Source organism: Parasphingorhabdus marina DSM 22363 (genome assembly GCF_900128895.1).
Classification (GTDB): Bacteria; Pseudomonadota; Alphaproteobacteria; order Sphingomonadales; family Sphingomonadaceae; genus Parasphingorhabdus; species Parasphingorhabdus marina.
In genome coordinates this window covers 94,294-114,423 of the sequence record NZ_FSQW01000001.1, presented here as the reverse complement: position 1 = coordinate 114,423, position 20,130 = coordinate 94,294, and the positions used below count along the sequence as shown (strand labels likewise).

Genomic DNA, 20,130 nt, shown 5'->3' with positions numbered 1-20,130 from the left:
GGTATTTGTTGTTACTATGTCTCACGGCGGGTTCTTGAAGGTCAAACCGGACCACCTTCCTGGATCTTAATACCCAGGAGCGCAGTCAAACTTGCTTCTGAATAATACTAAGCAACCGCTATGCATGCCAGTCCATCAATCAGGCGTCATAGCAGTTCTAGCTTGCAAGAAACCTTATTTCCCACGACGATGCCTTCTGCCTTACGCACCGAGGCTTTAACAGGAAGCACATAGGCATTCTCATCAATTCCCGGAAACATCGATGTCTGCCAAACCGTCTTGCCAATCGTTGCCTCCACCTTCACCGCGCCCCAGCCGCGCTTTGTCGGCAGCCCGAGTTCCAGTCGCCTGACTGCGGCGTGTGTCCGAATCTCTTTCTCAATATCATCGGGTACAGACAGAAAATGATAGTTGCCGCGACGGTTTTCGCTGGTCCAGGTCCAAAGCTCGTTGGTTATCATGTAGGCATGATTTGACATTGAACTACTTTTTCAGATTATCCGGGATATGCTTCAAACGCTTCGGAAGCATCCAATTCGGGGCACCATGTTGGCCGGTGCTGATTTTGCACGGTGCTTGAAAGTTTGAAGGCCGATGGATCATCGAAGCATCCGAGAGAGACCAGTCGCATCCCGGGATAGGCTTTTGGGTTCACCCAATGCACATTAGAATAGCATTCAGGACAAACATACCTCTTCACCCCCGGCCATTTGGGCATTTGAGGATCGAGTTCATGAGCATCTGACATTCTGACAACGTCTGTTTCCGGAAAAACCGCAACGGCATTCCCCACGGAACCCGTCATTCGCTGGCAGTAGTCACAATGGCAAACGAAGCATCTTATTGGATCACCGGCTAACTCTATCGAAACGGATTTGCATGCACATTGTGCTGAAATGGGCATTGTTTAACTCCTGTGTTGAACTCACATTCAGTCTGGCAGCCAATCTGCAATTGCTTTCCCAATCTCTTCAGGAGAGTCTTCCTGGATGAAATGGGTTCCGGCGACAGTCACTTCGCTGAGATTGGGCCATGAGCGCACCATATCTCTTACAGGCCCGACGATCAGAGCACCCGGTTCGGCATTGACGAACAGTTTCGGAATCTGTGTTTCAGCCAGCCACGCATTATATTGGCTGACAATTTCAACGACATCAGCGGGTTCCCCAGCGATAGGAATCTGGCGCGGCCATGTCAGGGTCGGTCGGCGATTTTCGCCCGGATTGGCAAAGGGCCTGCGATATTCGGTCATCTCTTCGCCGGTGAGCTGACGCAAAATTGCGCCCGGCAGGATAGCTTCAATAAACATATTGTTTTGAAGCACCATCTCTTCGCCGCTAGGTGAGCGGAACCCTCCAAAAACTTCAGCAAAATCTGGTGGAAAGCTCTCCCAACTCGGAATGGGAGCAACGATAGCTTCCATGAAGGCGATGCCTTTGACCGCATTCGGGTTTTGATGCGCCCAGTGAAATCCCAGCCCCGATCCCCAGTCGTGAATGACGAGCGTTACATTCTCCTTCACGCCGAGTTGATCAAGCAATGTGAACAGATATTGGCGGTGCTCCACAAAGGTATAACTGTCTGGCCCACTGTTATCGAGCTTATCAGAATCCCCCATGCCGATGAGGTCAGGTGCAATCAGGCGGCCTCGACCGGCAAGATGCGGCATGATGTTTCGCCAGAGATATGATGACGTAGGATTTCCATGCAGGAAAACAATCGGATCTCCTTCACCCTCGTCGATATAGGCCATTTGTTTGCCGTGAACCGTCTGGAATTTTTTCTTGTCACGAAAGGCGGTCGCCATGATGTGCTCCTAAACTGATGGGTGAGTCGAAGTAGCTTGTATTGGAATGATCGTTCCATTACAAGGTGGCATATGCCAAGACCTATATCTCAGTCCCGCACCGACCTTGTGGACAATGCTCTTGCAGCATTCTGGAACGTCGGCTTTCAGGCGATATCAATGGGTGACCTGGTTCAAGAAACAGGGGTCAGCCGGGGTTCGATTTACAGTGACTTCAAGGGAAAGCGCGAGCTCTTCCATGCCTGTCTTGCCCGCTATCAGGAAGTGGCGGTCACGCCAAAGTTTGCACGGGTTGAAGCCGAGGGGGCAAAACTTTCCGAGATCAAACAGTTTTTGGAAGATGGTATTGCAAGTCAGGAATCGTTTGATGGCCCAATGCGGGGATGCCTGGTCGTTAATACCTTGGCGCAGCTCGACCCCGCGGATAAGGAAACCAAGCAATATCTTGATTTCCATACCACCCGTCTCACCAATGGATTTCGGACGGTGTTTGAGCGTGAAAACGCTTTGACTGGCGCATTGAGCGATCAGGATGTCATTGCTCTTGCCGAGTTTACGACCACATCAGTACTAGGCCTCTGGTCCATTTCTCGGAAAATCACTGATGCAGACGAAATGCGTCGATATGCGGACATGCTGATGAGCTTGATAAGTGCAAAATTGGGAGTTGAATGTCCAACGTGACGATTGTTCCAACCAATGCCCGCTTTTGCACCCAAAGCGGACATCGGGCTCCGCCCAATCAAATATCCAGATTCGCCACGTCCAGCGCGTTGTCGACGATGAATTCGCGGCGCGGTTCGACCACGTCGCCCATCAGCTTGGTGAAAATCTCGTCGGTGACGTCGGCCTGTTCCACCGTCACCTGAAGCAGCGAGCGCACTTCCGGATCGAGAGTGGTCTCCCAGAGCTGTTCGGCATTCATTTCACCCAGACCCTTGTAACGCGAGATGGCGATCCCCTTGCGGCCGGCAGCAAGTACCGTTTCGAGCAGTTCGGACGGACGCGTGATCAGCGTGCCTTCACCTGTCTCTCCGGCATCCCCGTCCTCTGACCCCTTGATCAGACGGCTGGTGGCGGCATAGGTGCCCTGTTGTTCGGAAGCCAGCCGGTGCAGTTTGCGCGCTTCGGCAGATTCCAGGAATTTGGCCTCGATGACATGATGGTCGGTGACGCCGCGCCACAGCCGTTCGAACAGATAACCGCCCTCTTCGGACATCTTGCCGGACCAGCGGCCCTCTTCGTCGACCTGGTCCATCCATTTTGCAGTGGCTTCGACGGCGGCTGCGCGCTGGTCGGCAGCGAGCGCCGGATCCAGCGCACCGGTCAGTGCCATGCCCTCGACAATCGTGCTGTCATAGCGGCGCGGGACATAGGCCATCAGGCTGCGCATGCGGCGACCATGTTCGATCAGGACGCGCAGATCTTCACCGCTGCGTGCCCCTTCCGCCGTTTGCAGCACCATATTGCCGAGCCCGGCATCGACCAGATACTGGTCGAGGGCATTGTCGTCTTTCAGATAGACCTCGCTCTTGCCCTTGCCGACCTTGTAGAGCGGTGGCTGGGCAATGAAGAGATGTCCGTTCTCGATAATCTCCGGCATTTGCCGATAGAAGAAGGTCAGCAGCAGCGTGCGGATATGGGCGCCGTCGACATCGGCGTCGGTCATGATCACGATCTTGTGATAACGCAGCTTCTCCAGATCAAAATCCTCGCGGCCGATGCCGGTGCCCATCGCCTGGATCAGCGTGCCGACTTCCTTCGAGGAAAGCATCCGGTCAAACCGGGCGCGCTCCACATTGAGGATCTTGCCCTTGAGCGGCAGGATCGCCTGATACTGACTGTCGCGGCCCTGTTTGGCGGAACCGCCTGCGGAGTCACCTTCGACCAGGAACAGTTCGCATTTGGAGGCATCCCGCTCACGGCAATCGGCGAGCTTGCCGGGCAGCGACGCGATATCCATCGCGCCCTTGCGCCGGGTCAGTTCGCGCGCCTTCTTCGCGGCTTCGCGGGCGGCTGCGGCATCGATGATTTTCTGCACCACCATGCCCGCATTTTGCGGATTTTCCTCCAGCCATTCGGCGAGCTTGTCCGCCATCAGACTCTCCAGCGGCTGGCGCACTTCGGACGAGACCAGCTTGTCCTTGGTCTGCGAACTGAATTTCGGATCGGGCAGCTTGACTGACACGATCGCGGTCAGCCCTTCGCGCATGTCATCACCGGTCAGCTTGACCTTTTCCTTCTTCAGCGCGCCCGAGGCTTCGGCATAATTGTTGAGTGTCCGGGTGAGGGCGGACCGGAAAGCCGCAAGATGGGTGCCGCCGTCGCGCTGCGGGATATTGTTGGTGAAGCACAGGACGTTTTCATAGTAGGAATCATTCCACTCCAGCGCGACATCAATGGTGATGTCATCACGGGTGCCGGTGATCGCGATCGGATCGGGGATCAGCGCCGTCTTGTTGCGGTCGAGCCATTGCACAAAGGCCGCAATCCCGCCTTCATAGAACAGGTCGATTTCCTTGGCTTCCTCGTGCCGTTCGTCGCGCAGCAGGATGTGGACCCCGCTGTTGAGGAAAGCGAGCTCGCGATAGCGGTGCTCAAGCTTTTCGAAATCAAACTCGGTGATCTTGAATGTCTCGGGCGAAGGGAAGAAGGTTACCCTTGTGCCCTTTTTGACGCCGGTTTCATTGTCGGCCGGCGGGGCATCGCCAATCACTTCCAGCGAGCGCACCGCCTCGCCGAATTCGAAGCGCATATTGTGCTCCTTGCCGTCGCGCCAGATGTTCAGCTCCAGCCATTCGGACAGCGCATTGACCACCGACACACCGACACCATGCAGGCCGCCGGAAACCTTGTAGGCATTGTCGTCGGAGGTATTCTCGAACTTGCCGCCAGCATGCAGCTGGGTCATGATGACCTCGGCTGCGGAGACGCCTTCTTCCTTGTGCATGCCCACGGGAATGCCGCGCCCGTTATCTTCAACTGACACACTGCCATCGGGGTTGAGGGTGATCAGGATCAGGTCACAATGTCCGGCCAGCGCTTCGTCAATCGCATTGTCCGAAACCTCGAACACCATGTGATGCAGGCCGGAGCCATCATCGGTGTCGCCGATATACATGCCGGGCCGCTTGCGAACCGCGTCGAGCCCTTTCAGGACCTTGATGGAATCGGCGCCATATTCATTGGTATTGGACGCACTGGACGCTTGTTCTGCATCCGTGTTGTCAGGTGTTTCGGGGGTGGAATTTTCAGAGTTGTCAGTCATGTGTTCCTTTTAGACCTTTGGCCCGGGAAACCCAAGGAATTTGTTGGATTTTCGGATATTATAAGCCAATAAAAACAGATGGTTACCATAAAAGGACATTCTTCCGTTTCTTGTCGCGCGAAGGCGCGAAGAATGCGAAGATAAGCCCATGGAACATTCTGTTGAAAGGCTTTCCGAAATTGCGGTGAATTGCGGTTACAAGCTGCATGTAGACCTTGGTCCGGGACTGCTGGAAAGCGTATATGAGGCATTGATGGCCAACGCCCTGGCCGGGCATGGATTGCAAGTCGACCGGCAAAAACCGGTCAGGATTGAACATGATGGAATAATCCTGCGGGAAGGATTTCGGGCTGATATTGTTGTCGGGAACAAGCTGCTGATTGAGTTGAAATCTACCGAGCGGCACATGCCCGTGCATGCAAAGCAGGTTCTGACCTATTTGCGTTTGATGCAATTGCCGCTCGGTCTTTTGATGAATTTCGGCGCCCCGACATTCAAGGAAGGTTGCAAACGTATCGTCAACAACCATAGTGACTTCGCTTCTTCGCGCCTTCGCGTGAATCAAACCGAACAAGGTGATCCCGATGACCAATCCTGCCGACATGGTACCTTTTGCCAAGACAATGGGTATTGAAATAACCGAGATGAGCAAGGACCGGATTGTCGGGCAGATGCTGGTGCGGCCGGAAATCTGTACGGCTGGCAATGGCCGCGGGACGCCGTCAATTCATGGCGGTGCGGTGATGACCTTTGCTGATGTGCTGGGTGCCTTTGGCGGCTTTGCCAATCTGCCCGAAGGATCGAACGGGACCACTACCTCGGAAAGCAAGACCAATTTCCTCAGCGCTGCGCCGGAAGGCCAGACGGTATTTGGTGAGGCAACTCCGCTGAAAGTCGGGCGGCGCCAGTCGGTCTGGCAGACACGGATCACGCTGGCGGACGGCACGCTGGTGGCGGTGGTGACCCAGACGCAGATTGTTTTGTGAACGGGGAAATATTTTAGACCTCAATCGCCGGAGATTCTTTTTTGAACCTCAGGCGCCGGGCGCGGAAGAGTCTTTTTTAGACCTCAAGCGCCGGGCGGCGACATCCGTCGCCTTGGCTACGCGCCAATAAGGCGCGGCGGCCGGTCGGCCTTGCCTCCGCATCGCGTCGGATTAGTGCCCTCTCGATAGATCGGTGAACCGAGCGCAGCGAGGCAAGCGCGACTGCGCGCCCGAGCTTATGCGAGGAAAGCCAAGCGGGCGGATGCCCGCGCCCGGCGCTTGAGGTTCAAAAAAAGACTCAATACCTCTCCGCTATTCCAAACCCCCGCTCATCCTGAGCCTGTCGAAGGATGAAATGGCATGACCATCATGGTTCGACAGGCTCACCACGAGCGGGGCCGGGGACTTCTTCTCCGGTTCACGATGAACAGAAATCCGTTCTCTCACGCTGCCCCGCATTCAAATCTTCCCAAAGCCCATGCTTTTGGTCTAGACCCGCAACATGTTCAGACGATTGCTTGTTCTTTTGCCCGCTGTGCTTCTCGCCAGTGGCTGCGCGGAAAATACCCAGGTCAGCGAGGACCTGCCCGATGCTCAGACCGACGTAGCCAATCCCACGGGCCGCGGTGACCGGGTCGCCTCCAGTCCCGGCGAACGCCCGGTGCGGATCGGCGAGGGCGGTCCGCGATTTGATGCCTGTCAGGCGGTTGGTCAGGTTACGGGCCCGCCAGGCGGCCCCCTCAGCGTCCTGATCGCCCCCTTTGACGCCGCAGAGCGCAAGGACGGGCTGCAAATCGGCCAGCAGGTCTATATCTGCACCCGCAGCCATGACCAGCAATGGCTCGGCGTTGTCTATGCGCCCACGCCTGCCGAGGGCGAAAGCGCGGTCGATTGCGGCGTCTCCTCACCGGTCCGCTCCAAACGCAACTATGACGGCCCCTGCGCCAGCGGCTGGGTCGAGAGCACCTTCGTGAAGCTGGTGGCGGGGTAGATTGTCCCGTCTTGTCAATTGGATTGAACGTCTGTCTGCATTAGACTCGCTTCGTAAAGTTTAATCACGCGAAGCCGCGAAGGCACAAAGCGAAGGCGCTGTTGGACCGGTTGGAAGATGTGATAACCGATGTGATCGATTGTGGGTTTCATATTCACAAACAGCTTGGTCCGGGTCTGCTGGAATCGGTGTATGAAACCGTTCTCGCAACGACTCTCCAAAAGCGGGGTTATGCTGTTGACCGGCAGAAGCCGGTCGAAATCCAATTTGACGACATGACTTTTCGCGAAGGGTTTCGGGCGGATATTGTTGTGAATGAAATATTGCTTGTCGAACTGAAATCCACAGAGCGCATGGCTCCGGTTTATGGAAAACAGGTACTGACATATCTGCGTCTCATGAATCTGCCGATAGGCCTTCTCATGAACTTTGGTTGCGCCACTTTCAAAGAAGGATTGAAGCGCATAGCCAACAACTACACGCCGACCTCTTAGTGCCTTCGCGGCTTCGCGTGAAAAATCTTCGGAATCGGACGCGACCACAAATATCGCGCGTTGCTTTTCAGAACGGATGCTGAAACAAGTTCAGCATGACCAAAATCGACCCCATCGCCTATCTCGACCAGCCTTTCGGCCATCTCGCCGATCTTATCAACGCCCATGCGGTCAATCAGCCTGACCGGATCGCGCTGGATGACGGGGAGGAGCAGCTCAGCTGGGCGGAGACGGCGGCGCTGGTCAACCGGATTGCGGCGCAGTTGCAGGCGGACGGGCTCGAGAAAGGCCAGGCGGTGGCGATCTTGGGCACGACGACCATTCGCTATGCTTTGGTCTATCTCGCGGCGATTGTCGCCGGCGGTTGTGCGGCGCCGCTGACGACCTCGGCAACGCCGAAGCAGCTGGCGAACATGGCGCGGGACAGCGGGGCGATGCACTGGTTTATCGACGGCCCCAAACGCGCCGAGATGCGTGACAGCGGGCTCGAGTTACCGCCGCTCAAGCACATCATGATGGATGCCGCCGAGGACGACGCACCGCTCTTCTTCGACTGGATGGCGGAGGAAGGCGCGATGCCTGCGGATCCCGGTGTTGGCCCGGAAGATCCCTATAATATCATCTATTCCAGCGGCACCACCGGCACGCCCAAGGGCATTGTCCACAGCCGCCAGATGCGCTGGTACCAGATGGCGGTGGGCGAGAATTCGGGCTATGGCAAGCCGGGTCAGGTGTCGCTCTTTTCGACGCCGCTCTATTCCAACACGACGCTCGGAATCTTCGTCGCGACCATGGCCTATGGCGGCACCGCCGTGCTGATGCGCAAGTTTGACTGCCAGCGCTGGCTGGAGCTGGCCCAGCAACATCGCGCCACGCATACCATGCTGGTTCCGGTTCAATATCAAAGACTTATGGATTTTGAGGGTTTTGATGATTATGACCTTTCGACCTTCACCCACAAATATTGTACCAGCGCGCCCTTCTCGGCCGAGCTGAAAGCCGAGGTGCTCGAACGCATGCCGGGCGGGCTGATCGAGATCTATTCGATGACCGAGGGCGGGGTGGTCTGCATCCTGCTCGCCCACGCCCATCCCGACAAGCTGCACACGGTCGGAATCGCCTGGGGCGGCAGCGAGGTGATCACGGTCGACGAGGATCTGAATCGCCTGCCCACTGGCGAAATGGGTGAGCTGGTCGGGCGCTCACAGACGATGATGAGCGGCTATCAGAACCAGCCGGAAAAGACCGAGGAAGCCAGCTGGTATGACGAAAATGGCGACCGCTGGCAGCGCATGGGCGATATCGGCCGGGTCGATGCAGACGGCTTCATCACCCTGATGGGCCGGTCCAAGGACATGATCATTTCCGGCGGCTTCAACATCTATCCGCGCGATCTGGAAGAAGCACTGATGGAGCAGCCCGGTGTCGCCGATGCCGCAGTGATCGGCGTGCCCTCGAAACAATGGGGCGAGACGCCGCTTGGCTTTGTTGTCGCGGAACCGGGTGTGACGCTTGACCCGGAAGGCTTGCGGGCGGCGACCAATGCCGATCTCGGCAAGACCCAGCGCCTCTCCGAACTGCGCCTGATCGCCGAGCTCCCGCGCAGCCATATCGGCAAGATCCTGAAGACCGAATTGCGGGCACTGGTTGACGTGGAGATATGAAGCAACTCGGTTTTTCTGTGCTTTTCCTTCTTGCGGCATGCGGATCTGCAGAAAAGCTGGTGCAAACCGCAGAATCACCAGATGGTTCTATGTCCGCGAATTTCTATACCACGAACCTTGGCGCCTGCTGTTCCATGCATTCGCGAATTGAGTTAACTTACACGAACTGGAAGTCTGAGCGCGTGACAGAAGAAGTGTATCGTTCGTCAGGTGGTTCGCCGGTAAAGATAGAATGGCTTGATAACTGGAATCTGTTGGTCACGGATTGCGATGCAGCAAAGATTGAAATGAAAAGTTCCATCTCAACCCACAAATCATCGGAGCATGATTATCGCCGTTTGCATCTGATTTCGGCCTATTCCCGCAACGGTTCTGTCAATGGTATTCCCTATTGCGAAAGGCACGACATCAGGGAAGATTGGCGACCGTAGGTGACCTGTTATTGTCGGGACAAATCAAAGCGGCGATCTACCTACTGGGAAGCTTTCGCCGCGGCGTGGCGCGAAGAAACTGGCCGGGGAACATGTCGGGCCGGAGCGCACCGTCGGCGATGACCAGCTTTCCGTCGACCAGCAGCCAGTTTACGCCCGTCGAGGCCTGATGCGGTTGTTCATAAGTCGTATTGGCGCGGACGGTTTTCGGATCGAATATGGTCAGATCCGCGTCCATGCCGATTTGCAAGCGGCCTTTCAGGCGGAAGACGGGAGCCGATTTCTCCAGCAATTGTGCGGGTTGCAGCGACATTTTTGACAGGGCCGTCATCATGTCCAGTGCCTGTTCGTCGCGGACATATTTGCCGAGGATTTTGGCAAAGCTGCCGACGCCCTGGGGCGGAATATTCTCCTCCGTGGTCCGGGCGACCAGGCCGTCGCTGGAGATGATCACATCGGGTGCGGCGACCAGCATCCGGGTCCATTCTTCCTTCAGATAATGGTGGATGATGTCGGCCCGGGGATTGTCCCGTTGGGTGCGTTCAAAGCTCTCTTTGGTGAACCATTCGCCGGTCGCGGCCAGCTGGATGTCGCCATAGTCGATGTTGAAAATCGCCTTCCAGTCGCGCTGGAAGGCCGCGGCACCGATAAAGACCGATCCGGCATTATAGGGCAGGACCTCGGCCCAGATGTCGACGCCCTCACGGCGGGCGGCGCGGACCTTTTCGAGGAACAGCCCGGTGTTCTGGATCGCGCTGTGGGACATGTGACAGATCAGGGTGCGGCTGCCATGTTTGCGGGCCATCGCAATCGCTTCGTCAAGTCCCGCCGGGTCACCTGCCAGGCCGCGACGGATATGGATGAAGAGCGGTGCGTCATGGCTGGCCGCCAGCGCAAACAGCATGTCCAGTTCGGGCGTTTTCACCGCAGCACTGACATAATCCAGCGGCACCCCAATGCCGATCGCTCCGGCATCCAGCGCTTCGGTGATACGCGCCTTCAGTTCGGTCAGTTCTTGCGCACTGGCTTCGGCGAGAAATGCGCGGGTTATGGGCTTGCCCTCGTCGCCGGTTTTGACCAGTGGTTCCACACCGTGAGATTGCTGATAGTCTGTCATCACTGCGACCCGGGCCGAAGCGAAACCGGCAGAGGACCCGTGGTTTATCAGTGCCTTGTCACGTATCAGTCGGCCATAAGCGGCCAGCGGATATGCGCCGGCTTCCAGATCCAATGTGGTCGTGACACCGTCCTGCGCCTGATAATGAAGGCCCAGCGGCGTCGGGCTGTGGCTGTGGATATCGATAAAGCCGGGTGCCACGATGTGGCCGGTAGCATCGATGGTGCGGGCGCCGGTCAGCGGCTGGTCCGAAATAGCCACAATAGTCCCGCCGGAAATCCCGATATGGCGCACCGCATCCAGACCGGTTTCGGGATCCATTGCGCGTCCGTTTTCGATTACCATGTCATAGCGGATGCTGTGCAGGGGCTCGGCCGTCGCGGCGACAGACAGGCACAGGGCCAGAAGGGAGCCTATCGCTGCTCCAAGCGTCTGTGTGATTGTCATGGCCCTGCTCCCCGATTGGCAGCGGCGAGGGTAGACACTGGCTCGGGTGAAAGCAAACGCCCAAAGAAAAAGGGCCGCGTCACCGCAGCCCTTCTGAAATTCTGTTCTGACCTTCGATCAGGCGGTGACGGTGGCTTTCGCCGCTTTCGGACGACGCGCGAAGCCGAGGCCGGCGAGGGCCAGCGCGAGCAGGCCGAGCATGCCCGGTGCCGGAACCGGAGTTCCGCCGGTCGAACCGGTATATTTCAGCTTGCCTTTGCCATCAAAGTCAATGTGACGACCCCAGCGGTCGCGGCCATAGGTCCACAGGAAGTTGGAATTGCCGCCCAGCGCGATCTGCGTGTGCTTCGGCCGGGTCGACTGATAGGCACTGTAAGTGCGGCCATAGCGACGGAACGATCCGCTGATATTTTCCGCCTTGTAGGTGGTCCGGCGGCTGTTGGCCCCGGAAAAGCCTTTGAGCGAGTTGCTGGAGACCGTCAGATTGATGTTGCGACCGGTATAGGTTGCGGTACCGGCGGTTGAATCCACCGATACCTGCGCGCTACCGATGCCGTTGCTGATCCAGGCGTTATAATTGTAGATCGCCGCCTTGGCCGGCGTCATCGCGGCCAGCGTTCCGGCGATTGCGGTGATGATCAATGTCTTTTTCATCAAATTGTCCTTCCATCTCTGTTTTCGATGCCGCGGTCCTTTGCCGGACACCAAAAACATTCCCGGAACAGGATAAGCAAGTGACGTGCCACTCGGAGAATATCATTAAATATCAGATGGATATATATTAACCACAATCATTAGCTAGGCAATAACGTTAAAATTTCCGACACCATTGGCCGATTGGCGCAATCCCGGTTTGCGCGCGGCTTTTGCATCGAATCGTTAGCCAAAAAGAAAGACCTTTTTGCTAATTTGAACGGATGAAAATGACGCGCAAAAAGAGATTGCAGGGCCTTGTCCTGTTCCAGATTATGGCCGCCGGCGCCCTGAGTGCCTGTTCGGCCGGCTCGGATAATCCGGTGGCGGACGCCGAGGCGGCGATGGGTGCGCAGGACTATCTGTCCGCCCGCATCCATCTGATGACCGCGCTGCGCGAGGACAGCCGCAATCCGGAAACCAACCTGCTCTATGCGCGGACGCTGATCGAACTGGGCGATGGCATCGGCGCAGAGGCAGCGCTGCGCAAGCTGGACGGGCAGGCGGAATTTGCGGACAAGGTGCGGCCCCTTCTCGGCAAGGCGCTGCTGCTCAACGGCAAGAATGACGCGGCGCTGGAACTGGTCGCCGACGCCGGGGGAGCAACGGCACCGGAATTGCAGGCCGTGCATGTGCTGGCACTGTTTGGGCTGGGGCGCGATAGCGAAGCCGAGGCCGCGCTGGCCGAAGCTCTGCAGGCCTCTCCTGATCATGCCGAACTCAACTGGGTGCGCGGCAGCCGCGCGCTCGACCTCGGCGATTTTGACGGCGCCGCGGAGCATGCAGACCGCGCGCTGCAGCAGGCACCCGACAGCATGGAAGCGCTGTTGCTCCAGGGGCGCGTGGCGCTGGCGAAAGCCGATGGCAAGGCGGCGCTGGCGGCTTTTGACCGCGTCCGGGAAATTCGTCAGGATAGCGTCATGGCGGAGTATCTGCGCGGTGCAGTCCTGCGCGACATGGGCGACGGCCGCGCCGCGCGGCAGAGCTTTGAAAAGGTGCTGACTGCATCTCCGGCCCATCCCTGGGCGACCTATTATCTTGCCCGGATGGATTTTGATGCCGGCAAAAGCGACGCTGCCTTCGAGCGGATCCTGAATTCGCAGGCGGACCTGGCCGAGGCACCACCGGCCTTGCGGCTTGCCGGTATTCTCGACATGCGGCGCGGCAATCACGAACAGGCGATTGACAAGCTCAGCCGCTATCTGTCGCAAAATCCGGCGGATGCGGAATCGGTTGTGGCCTTGTCCTCGGCCCTGTCCGCAGCGGGCAATGCCAGTGAAGCCTGGCAGGCCATCGCCCCGCTCGCGGACACGGTGACGGCACCGGTTGCGGTGCTGCAGCAGGCGGCAAAGCTGGCAGATGCGGCCGGTCAGGATGGTGCGGATTATGCCCGTCGGGCAGCGGAGCTTAAAAAGGTAGCGGACCTGAATGCCGTGTTCCGGGCAGAACAGGCGATCATCGCACAGGACTGGCGGACGACGGCCGAGATCTACGACCGGCTGCTGGCCAAACCCCATCCGCAAAAGGTGATGCTGCTCAACAATGCGGCCATGGCGCAGCTGAACCTGTCGCAGGGCGACCGGGCGGTGGAACTGGCGCGAGAGGCGCTGGCACTGGCGCCCGATGACGCGATGGTCAAGGACACACTCGGCTGGATCCTGCTCAAGACACGCAAGGATCCCGTCCGGGCCCTCGCGCTGATCCGCGAAGCGGCGGCGGCCCAGCCTGGCAATATCGAGTTTCGCTGGCACCTTGCCAATGCGCTGGCGGTGAACGGCGAAGCAGACGAGGCGCGCCAGATTGCAAGCAGTCTCGCGGCGCAGGCGCAGGGGGAACAGCAGGTGCAGATCGACAATCTGCTGGCGTGGAATTAGAGGATACGACACCTATTTTCCGGCTATCCCGAGCGGATATTTGGTGTAGCGGTGAGGTTTTGAGTCTTTGTTTGGACCTCAAGCGCCGGGCGCGGAAGAGTTTTTTTTGGACCTCAGGCGCCGGGCGGCGACATCCGTCGCCTTGGCTACGCGCCATAAGGCGCGGCGGCCATTCGGCCTTGCCTCGCTGCGCTCGGTTCGGAGCCCTCTCGGGAGTTCACCAAACCGACGCGCAGCGTCGGCAAGCGCGACCGCGCGCCCGAGCTTATGCGAGGAAAGCCAAGCGGGCGGATGCCCGCGCCCGGCGCTTGAGGGACAAAAAATATAGACTCTTCCCCCGCGTCTCATTAAGCGCAACGCCATGTCCATAGCTCATGAAGAAACCATCCTGATCGTCGATTTCGGCAGTCAGGTGACGCAGCTTATTGCCCGCCGCGTGCGCGAGGCCGGGGTCTATTCCGAGATCGCGCCGTTCAACAATGCCGAGGAGGCGTTCAACCGCCTGAAACCGAAGGGCGTGATCCTGTCCGGATCGCCGGCCGGGGTGCCGGAAGAGGGCAGCCCGCGCGCGCCGGATGTGATTTTTGATTCCGGATTGCCGATCCTCGGCATCTGTTATGGCCAGCAGGTCATGACGCATCAGCTCGGCGGACAGGTCGAGTCCGGCGACAGCGGCGAATTTGGTCGTGCCTTTATCGAGATTTCCGAAGAATGTGTCCTTTTCGACGGCCTCTGGAAAGTCGGCGAAAAGCACCAGGTGTGGATGAGCCACGGCGACAAGGTGACCGAATTTGCGCCCGGCTTCCGCATCGTCGCCACCACCGACGGCGCGCCCTTCGCGCTGATCGCGGATGACGAACGGCGCTATTATGGCACGCAGTTCCATCCCGAAGTGGTCCACACGCCCGATGGCGGCAAGATGATCGCCAATTTCGTCCGTCATGTCTGCGGCTGTGCCGGCGACTGGACCATGGCCGAGTTCAAGGAAGCCAAGATCAAGGAAATTCGCGAACAGGTCGGGGACGGCAAGGTGATTTGCGGGCTCAGCGGCGGTGTCGACAGCGCGGTCGCGGCCGTCCTGATCCACGAAGCGATTGGCGAACAGCTGACCTGCGTGTTCGTCGACCATGGCCTGATGCGCCAGGGTGAGGCGGATCAGGTGGTGAGCCTTTTCAAGGGACATTACAACATCCCGCTCGTGCATCTCGATGTCGAGACGCTGTTCCTCAATGGCCTGAAAGGCGAGACCGACCCCGAAAAGAAACGCAAATTTATCGGCAAGACCTTTATCGACGTGTTCGAGATCGAGGCGAACAAGGTGGGTGGTGCTGATTTCCTGGCCCAGGGCACGCTCTATCCCGACGTCATTGAAAGCGTATCCTTCACCGGCGGCCCGAGCGTGACGATCAAGTCGCATCACAATGTCGGCGGCCTGCCCGAGCGGATGAACATGCAACTGGTCGAACCGCTGCGCGAGCTGTTCAAGGACGAAGTCCGGGCGCTCGGCCGCGAGCTCGGCCTGCCCGAGATATTCGTCGGCCGCCACCCGTTCCCCGGCCCGGGCCTCGCGATCCGCATTCCCGGCGAAGTGACCAAGGAACGCTGTGATATCCTCAGAAAAGCCGACGCCATCTATCTGGAGGAAATCCGCAATGCCGGGCTCTATGACGCGATCTGGCAGGCCTTTGCGGTGCTGCTGCCGGTGAAAACCGTCGGCGTGATGGGCGACGGCCGCACCTACGACAATGTCTGCGGCCTCCGTGCCGTGACCAGCACAGATGGCATGACCGCCGATGTCTACCCCTTTGACTCCAGCTTCCTGACCCGCGTGGCGACGCGAATTGTGAATGAGGTGAAGGGGATCAACCGGGTGGTTTATGATTATACCAGCAAACCGCCCGGGACGATTGAGTGGGAGTGAAGCCGCAACAGAAATCGTCCGGGAGACGGTTTCCGGTTTCACTCGGCAATGCAAGGAGCCGCTGAGGCTGTGAAGCAGCATTTCATCCCGGAATTTCTGCTAAAAAACTGGTGTGGAGATGACGGCCGACTGGAAAGGTACACCAGTCCTATCGATGGAAAAATTGTTTCAAGGCGAGTGTTTCCAAGTGCTACCGGCTTTCAGAAAGATATTTATACACTTGATGATGTTGCAACTGAGCACCGGCATCACATTGAGTTGGAATTCTTTCAGAAGGTCGATTCATTGGCCGCTAAGACATTCTACAAAATTTTGAACAGGGAAATTGAATCGATGAGCGATGATGACATCGTTAATTGGGCAAGATTTGTCTATTCATTGATGCACCGAGTTCCTCAATCGATCGAAATGTGGAAAGAAAAATGGCGATCGACTCAATTGTCCGACGGGTCTTTCTTGAATGATTCCGAGGCCGTTGAAATGGCAAAACAGAATCTTCCCTTTTTCATTGAAAGTGAGCGAACAGTCTTGTTCATAGCTCAAATGGATTGGCACGTTGTAAGAACCGATAGCTGCAGGTTTCAGTTGCTTGTCTCCGAGCAACCAATAGTGATGACAAATGGCTTGATGCGCGAAGATGGTCACATTGCATTACCAATTTCTCCAACGGAAATTTTTTTGGCAATTCGAACAGACTCAAATTTCATGACGAAACTGAAGAGGCAAAAGCTGGAGGAAGTAGTGAGAAATTTGAACAGACAAGTAGTTGAACGCGCTTCGCATTTTGTGGCGGCAAGCGACAAAAGCCAAGAGCGTTTCATTGTCAATCGCTTTGGAAAAAGCAAGCTGGATACGGTCCAATCTATTTTTGGGTAACCCGGCCGCGCAACGGGATGACGATATTGGGAGGCATGGAAACACTATCGTGACCGAACTCGACCTGATCATCGATCTGCACAAACAGGGCCACCGGCAAGGCCCCGGCGGTGATGACGAGACGCGGCTGGCGATCACGCTGTCCGGCCTGCAGGACAAGTCCGGTCTGACAATCGCCGATATCGGCTGCGGCACGGGGGCGTCGACGCTGGTGCTGGCAGAGGCACTGGATGCGCAGGTGATCGCAGTCGACTTTTTGCCCGATTTTCTGGAGCGGCTAGATGAGGGGGCCGCAGCAGCCGGGCTGTCAGACCGGATCACCACACAGGCGGTCTCCATGGATGCGCTGACCTTTGACCCCGGCTCGCTTGACGCGATCTGGTCGGAGGGGGCGATCTACAATATCGGTTTTGAAAAGGGCGTCCGGGCGTGGCGGGATTTTCTGAAGCCGGACGGGATACTGGCGGTGTCCGAACTGACCTGGCTGACCGATGCGCGGCCGACCGAACTGGAAGACCACTGGACCCGGGAATATCCCGAAGTCGCGACGGGATCCGCGAAAATGGCGATTCTGGAACGGGCCGGATATGCCCCGCTCGGCTATTTTCCACTGCCCAGACATTGCTGGCTCGACAATTATTACCGGCCGATGCAGGCCCGCTTTCCGGAATTTCTCGAACGCCATGGCCAATCCGAAGCGGCACAGGCGATCCTGAGGGCCGAGCAGAAAGAGATCGATCTCTACGAGCGTCATGCCGACTTTTTCGGCTATGGCTATTATGTTGCCCGTCGCACTGCGGACTAATCAGGTCACGACAAGCTGGAAAACCGAGCGCAACTCGCGCATATCCTCCTCCATGCAACTCCCTCTTGGTTCTGATCCGCGCACCGAAATCCTTCGCCGCATTCACGCGGCGCTGATTGCGCGTTTTGGCCGGATCATCCGGCCGCCGGAGAAGCGCCGGGACCCGGTCTGGACGCTGGTGCAGGGAGTGGTCGGCGCGCGGTCGAAGACGCGGATTTCCAATGCAAATACCGATAACCTGCTCGCGGAATATGGCGCGTGGGAAAGCGTTGCGGATGCGCCGGTCGACGAGCTGACCGACCGTCTGCGCACCGCGACTTTTCCCGGGCAGTCGGCGCAGCGGCTCAAGGCCTGCCTCACTGAAATCCGCGAACAACGCGGCGAGGTCAGCCTGACCCATTTGCACAACCTGCCGATTGAAGACGCGATGGCATGGCTGGAAAGCCTGCCTGGCGTCGGGCGCAAGATCAGCGCCGGGGTGCTCAACGCCAGCACGCTAAACCGCAAAGCCCTCGTGATCGAAACCGCCCACTGCCGGGTGATGCAGCGTACCGGTCTGATCCCTCCCACTGCCGACTTTGCCCGCGCGTTTGACGAGTTGATGCCGGTGCTGCCCGAAGAGTGGGCGGCGGAAGATATGGACGAGCATCATCTGCTGGCGAAACGCCTCGGCCAGACATATTGCCGGCCGAAGCAGCCCGATTGTGCCTCCTGTCCAATTCGTCAGGATTGCCGAACCGCCGGGCAGATGTGATAGAGGGCCGGAAAACAAGAACAGAGGAATCCTGACAACATGAAAGCCATCCAGCTCGCCGCACCCGCATCACTCGATAATCTTGCACTTGTGGATCTGCCCGATCCGGCCGTTCCGGGGCCCGGCGAGATTGCGGTGCGTCTCCGGGCCTCCTCGCTCAACTATCATGACTATGCGGTGGTCAAGGGCATGCTGCCGACCGCGGAAAACCGGATTCCCATGTCCGACGGTGCCGGCGAAGTGACCGCCGTGGGCGAAGGCGTGACCGAATTCAAGGCGGGGGATCTGGTGGTCTCGACCTTCTTTCCCGACTGGATTGACGGCACGCCGCCCGAGGGCGGCTTCCAGCGGGTGCCGGGCGACGGCATTGACGGCTATGCGTGCGAACAGGCGGTTGGTCCGGCCACATCCTGGACCCATGCGCCGGACGGTTACAACGCGGCGGAAGCTGCGACCCTGACCTGCGCCGGTCTGACCGCCTGGCGCGCATTGTTTGTCGATGGCTGTGTGAAGCCGGGCGATGCTGTGCTGGTGCAGGGGACGGGCGGCGTATCGGTATTTGCGCTGCAATTTGCCAAGGCGGCCGGCGCCACGGTGATCGCAACATCCTCGTCGGATGACAAACTCGCCCGGCTGAAACAACTGGGTGCCGATCATCTGATCAACTACAAGCAAGTGGAGGCCTGGGGCCCGAAAGTGCTGGAGCTGACCGGCGGCAAGGGTGTCGACTGTGTTGTCGAGATCGGTGGTCCCGGCACACTCGACCAGTCGATGATGGCGAGCCGGATTGGCGGACATATCGCCTTGATCGGCGTGCTCACCGGATTTGCCGGACCCGTCCAGACCGCGATGCTGATGGCGAAAAATCTGCGTGTGCAGGGGCTGACCGTGGGCAGCCGGGCGCAGCAGGAGGAGATGATCGCGGCGATCAATGCCAATGGCATCAAGCCGGTGCTCGACAAATCCTTCCCGCTGGCGGATCTCGCCGACGCGTTCCGTCACCAGGAATCGGGTCAGCATTTCGGAAAAATTGTCGTCGATATCTGATGACCGGGCGGGCTGAATCTGTGCGCAGTGCCACGCCGGACGATCGGGAGGCAGTGATTGCTTTGTGGCAAGCCTGCGACCTGACCCGGCCCTGGAATGATGCGGCGGCAGATTTTCAGCTGGCCATTGAAGGTGAGACATCCGTCATTCTGATCCTGCAGCGGGACCGCCAGATAGTGGCCACGATCATGACCGGATTCGACGGGCATCGCGGCTGGGTCTATTATCTGGCCGTGGATCCGGGACATCGACGTGCCGGATATGGCCGGAAGATGATGGGCGCGGCGGAGCAATGGTTGCGGGACCGCAAGGCGCTGAAGATCCAGCTGATGGTTCGCGAAGATAATGCGCAGGCCATCGGGTTTTATCAGGCCATCGGATATGAAACGCAGCCGGTGGTGACCATCGGTCGCAGACTGGATTCGATATGAGGAGATTGACGAGATGCTAGAGGGGAGCTGTCTGTGTGGGTCGGTCAGATACGAAGCCGACTGTGATCCGGGCATCATCATCCATTGTCATTGCCAAACCTGCCGAAAGGCGCACAGCGCGGCCTTTTCCAGCGTCATGCCGATTGCGCCCGAAGCGTTCCGCTGGACGGCGGGGAAGGATGTGCTGAACCGGTTCGAGTCATCGCCCGGCAAGCACCGGTATTTCTGTACCAAATGCGGCTCGCAGCTGATCGCCGAACGGAAAGCGGCCAATATGGTGCTGCTGCGCATGGGTTGCATGGATACCGAGATCACCCGGAAACCGGACGCCCATATATGGCGTTCGGATGCCGCGCCCTGGTTCGATCCGGATCATGAGATCCGCCAGCTGCCCGAAGGCTATGAAGCGCGGGATTGACGATTTACCGGACATCTGGTGTCGTAGTGCGATGAGAATGGATTTTTTGACCTCAGGCGTCGAGCTGGAGAAGAGTCTTTGTTTTGACCTCAGGCGCCGGGCGCGG

At 58.2% G+C, this 20,130-nt stretch carries 21 protein-coding genes; 15 read left to right on the top strand and 6 right to left on the bottom strand.

All coding sequences use genetic code 11. The annotated features are described in order from the left end of the window. Positions 1 to 146: 146 nt before the first annotated feature. The 3 genes from BUQ90_RS00580 to BUQ90_RS00570 are packed head-to-tail and all read right to left on the bottom strand — an operon-like array spanning position 147 to position 1,807. Positions 147 to 479, bottom strand: coding sequence for a DUF1905 domain-containing protein (locus BUQ90_RS00580; RefSeq protein ID WP_204244720.1), 333 nt, complete (start codon positions 477 to 479; stop codon positions 147 to 149). A 17-nt stretch (positions 480 to 496) separates the two neighbouring features. After that, entirely contained in the window at positions 497 to 904 is a 408-nt protein-coding gene (locus tag BUQ90_RS17960; RefSeq protein WP_084192401.1) for a GFA family protein, read from the bottom strand. 27 nt (positions 905 to 931) lie between these two features. Next, positions 932 to 1,807 (bottom strand): haloalkane dehalogenase, encoded by an 876-nt coding sequence (locus tag BUQ90_RS00570; RefSeq protein WP_074203236.1) that lies wholly within the window; start codon positions 1,805 to 1,807, stop codon positions 932 to 934. A 72-nt stretch (positions 1,808 to 1,879) separates the two neighbouring features. On the opposite strand from BUQ90_RS00570, the gene BUQ90_RS00565 reads away from it, so the two are divergent. After that, positions 1,880 to 2,491 (top strand): TetR/AcrR family transcriptional regulator, encoded by a 612-nt coding sequence (locus BUQ90_RS00565; protein ID WP_074203235.1) that lies wholly within the window; start codon positions 1,880 to 1,882, stop codon positions 2,489 to 2,491. Between the two features lie 58 nt (positions 2,492 to 2,549). On the opposite strand, the gene gyrB is transcribed toward BUQ90_RS00565, so the two are convergent. Continuing rightward, on the bottom strand, positions 2,550 to 5,075 hold the full coding sequence (gene gyrB, locus BUQ90_RS00560) for a DNA topoisomerase (ATP-hydrolyzing) subunit B (protein ID WP_074203234.1): 2,526 nt from the start codon (positions 5,073 to 5,075) through the stop codon (positions 2,550 to 2,552). Positions 5,076 to 5,223: 148 nt separating this feature from the next. Here gyrB and BUQ90_RS00555 point away from each other — a divergent pair, with 148 nt between their 5' ends. The 6 genes from BUQ90_RS00555 to BUQ90_RS00530 all read left to right on the top strand — a co-directional run bounded on the left by BUQ90_RS00555 (position 5,224) and on the right by BUQ90_RS00530 (position 9,641). Beyond that, a complete protein-coding gene (locus tag BUQ90_RS00555; protein ID WP_074203233.1) occupies positions 5,224 to 5,709 on the top strand; it encodes a GxxExxY protein in 486 nt (161 codons plus the stop codon). Beyond that, entirely contained in the window at positions 5,660 to 6,061 is a 402-nt protein-coding gene (locus BUQ90_RS00550) for a PaaI family thioesterase (protein WP_074203232.1), read from the top strand. Before BUQ90_RS00555 ends, BUQ90_RS00550 begins: the two co-directional genes overlap by 50 nt. A 502-nt stretch (positions 6,062 to 6,563) precedes the next feature. Next, complete coding sequence (locus BUQ90_RS00545) at positions 6,564 to 7,052, top strand: hypothetical protein (RefSeq protein ID WP_074203231.1); 489 nt, start codon at positions 6,564 to 6,566, stop codon at positions 7,050 to 7,052. A 101-nt stretch (positions 7,053 to 7,153) separates the two neighbouring features. After that, positions 7,154 to 7,546, top strand: coding sequence for a GxxExxY protein (locus tag BUQ90_RS00540; protein WP_338044493.1), 393 nt, complete (start codon positions 7,154 to 7,156; stop codon positions 7,544 to 7,546). 95 nt (positions 7,547 to 7,641) lie between these two features. Next, the gene (locus BUQ90_RS00535) at positions 7,642 to 9,210 is read left to right on the top strand and encodes a class I adenylate-forming enzyme family protein (protein ID WP_074203229.1); all 1,569 of its coding nucleotides are present in this window, start codon (positions 7,642 to 7,644) and stop codon (positions 9,208 to 9,210) included. Next, the gene (locus BUQ90_RS00530; RefSeq protein ID WP_074203228.1) at positions 9,207 to 9,641 is read left to right on the top strand and encodes a DUF5412 family protein; all 435 of its coding nucleotides are present in this window, start codon (positions 9,207 to 9,209) and stop codon (positions 9,639 to 9,641) included. The genes BUQ90_RS00535 and BUQ90_RS00530 overlap by 4 nt, the downstream gene beginning before the upstream one ends. A gap of 37 nt (positions 9,642 to 9,678) precedes the next feature. On the opposite strand, the gene BUQ90_RS00525 is transcribed toward BUQ90_RS00530, so the two are convergent. Beyond that, on the bottom strand, positions 9,679 to 11,205 hold the full coding sequence (locus BUQ90_RS00525) for an amidohydrolase family protein (protein ID WP_074203227.1): 1,527 nt from the start codon (positions 11,203 to 11,205) through the stop codon (positions 9,679 to 9,681). A 117-nt stretch (positions 11,206 to 11,322) separates the two neighbouring features. After that, positions 11,323 to 11,859 carry an LPXTG cell wall anchor domain-containing protein gene (locus BUQ90_RS17740; protein ID WP_074203226.1) on the bottom strand — a complete coding sequence of 179 codons (537 nt, stop codon included), beginning with the start codon at positions 11,857 to 11,859 and terminating at the stop codon, positions 11,323 to 11,325. A 269-nt stretch (positions 11,860 to 12,128) separates the two neighbouring features. Here BUQ90_RS17740 and BUQ90_RS00515 point away from each other — a divergent pair, with 269 nt between their 5' ends. The 8 genes from BUQ90_RS00515 (at position 12,129) to BUQ90_RS00480 (ending at position 20,024) form a co-directional block, all read left to right on the top strand. After that, positions 12,129 to 13,772: a tetratricopeptide repeat protein gene (locus BUQ90_RS00515; RefSeq protein ID WP_159436998.1), complete on the top strand. Its 1,644-nt coding sequence runs from the start codon at positions 12,129 to 12,131 to the stop codon at positions 13,770 to 13,772. 361 nt (positions 13,773 to 14,133) lie between these two features. Further along, positions 14,134 to 15,693 carry a glutamine-hydrolyzing GMP synthase gene (guaA, locus tag BUQ90_RS00510; RefSeq protein WP_074203224.1) on the top strand — a complete coding sequence of 520 codons (1,560 nt, stop codon included), beginning with the start codon at positions 14,134 to 14,136 and terminating at the stop codon, positions 15,691 to 15,693. Between the two features lie 69 nt (positions 15,694 to 15,762). Continuing rightward, positions 15,763 to 16,569 carry a DUF4238 domain-containing protein gene (locus BUQ90_RS00505; protein ID WP_159436997.1) on the top strand — a complete coding sequence of 269 codons (807 nt, stop codon included), beginning with the start codon at positions 15,763 to 15,765 and terminating at the stop codon, positions 16,567 to 16,569. Between the two features lie 49 nt (positions 16,570 to 16,618). Next, positions 16,619 to 17,374 carry a class I SAM-dependent methyltransferase gene (locus BUQ90_RS00500; RefSeq protein WP_074203222.1) on the top strand — a complete coding sequence of 252 codons (756 nt, stop codon included), beginning with the start codon at positions 16,619 to 16,621 and terminating at the stop codon, positions 17,372 to 17,374. Positions 17,375 to 17,426: 52 nt separating this feature from the next. Further along, positions 17,427 to 18,128, top strand: coding sequence for an endonuclease III domain-containing protein (locus BUQ90_RS00495; protein ID WP_074203221.1), 702 nt, complete (start codon positions 17,427 to 17,429; stop codon positions 18,126 to 18,128). A 39-nt stretch (positions 18,129 to 18,167) separates the two neighbouring features. Further along, positions 18,168 to 19,175, top strand: a complete 1,008-nt coding sequence (locus BUQ90_RS00490) for a zinc-dependent alcohol dehydrogenase family protein (protein WP_074203220.1) — start codon at positions 18,168 to 18,170, stop codon at positions 19,173 to 19,175. Then, on the top strand, positions 19,175 to 19,606 hold the full coding sequence (locus BUQ90_RS00485; RefSeq protein ID WP_074203219.1) for a GNAT family acetyltransferase: 432 nt from the start codon (positions 19,175 to 19,177) through the stop codon (positions 19,604 to 19,606). Before BUQ90_RS00490 ends, BUQ90_RS00485 begins: the two co-directional genes overlap by 1 nt. A gap of 13 nt (positions 19,607 to 19,619) precedes the next feature. Further along, entirely contained in the window at positions 19,620 to 20,024 is a 405-nt protein-coding gene (locus tag BUQ90_RS00480) for a GFA family protein (RefSeq protein WP_074203218.1), read from the top strand. The last annotated feature ends 106 nt before the right edge of the window (positions 20,025 to 20,130 follow it).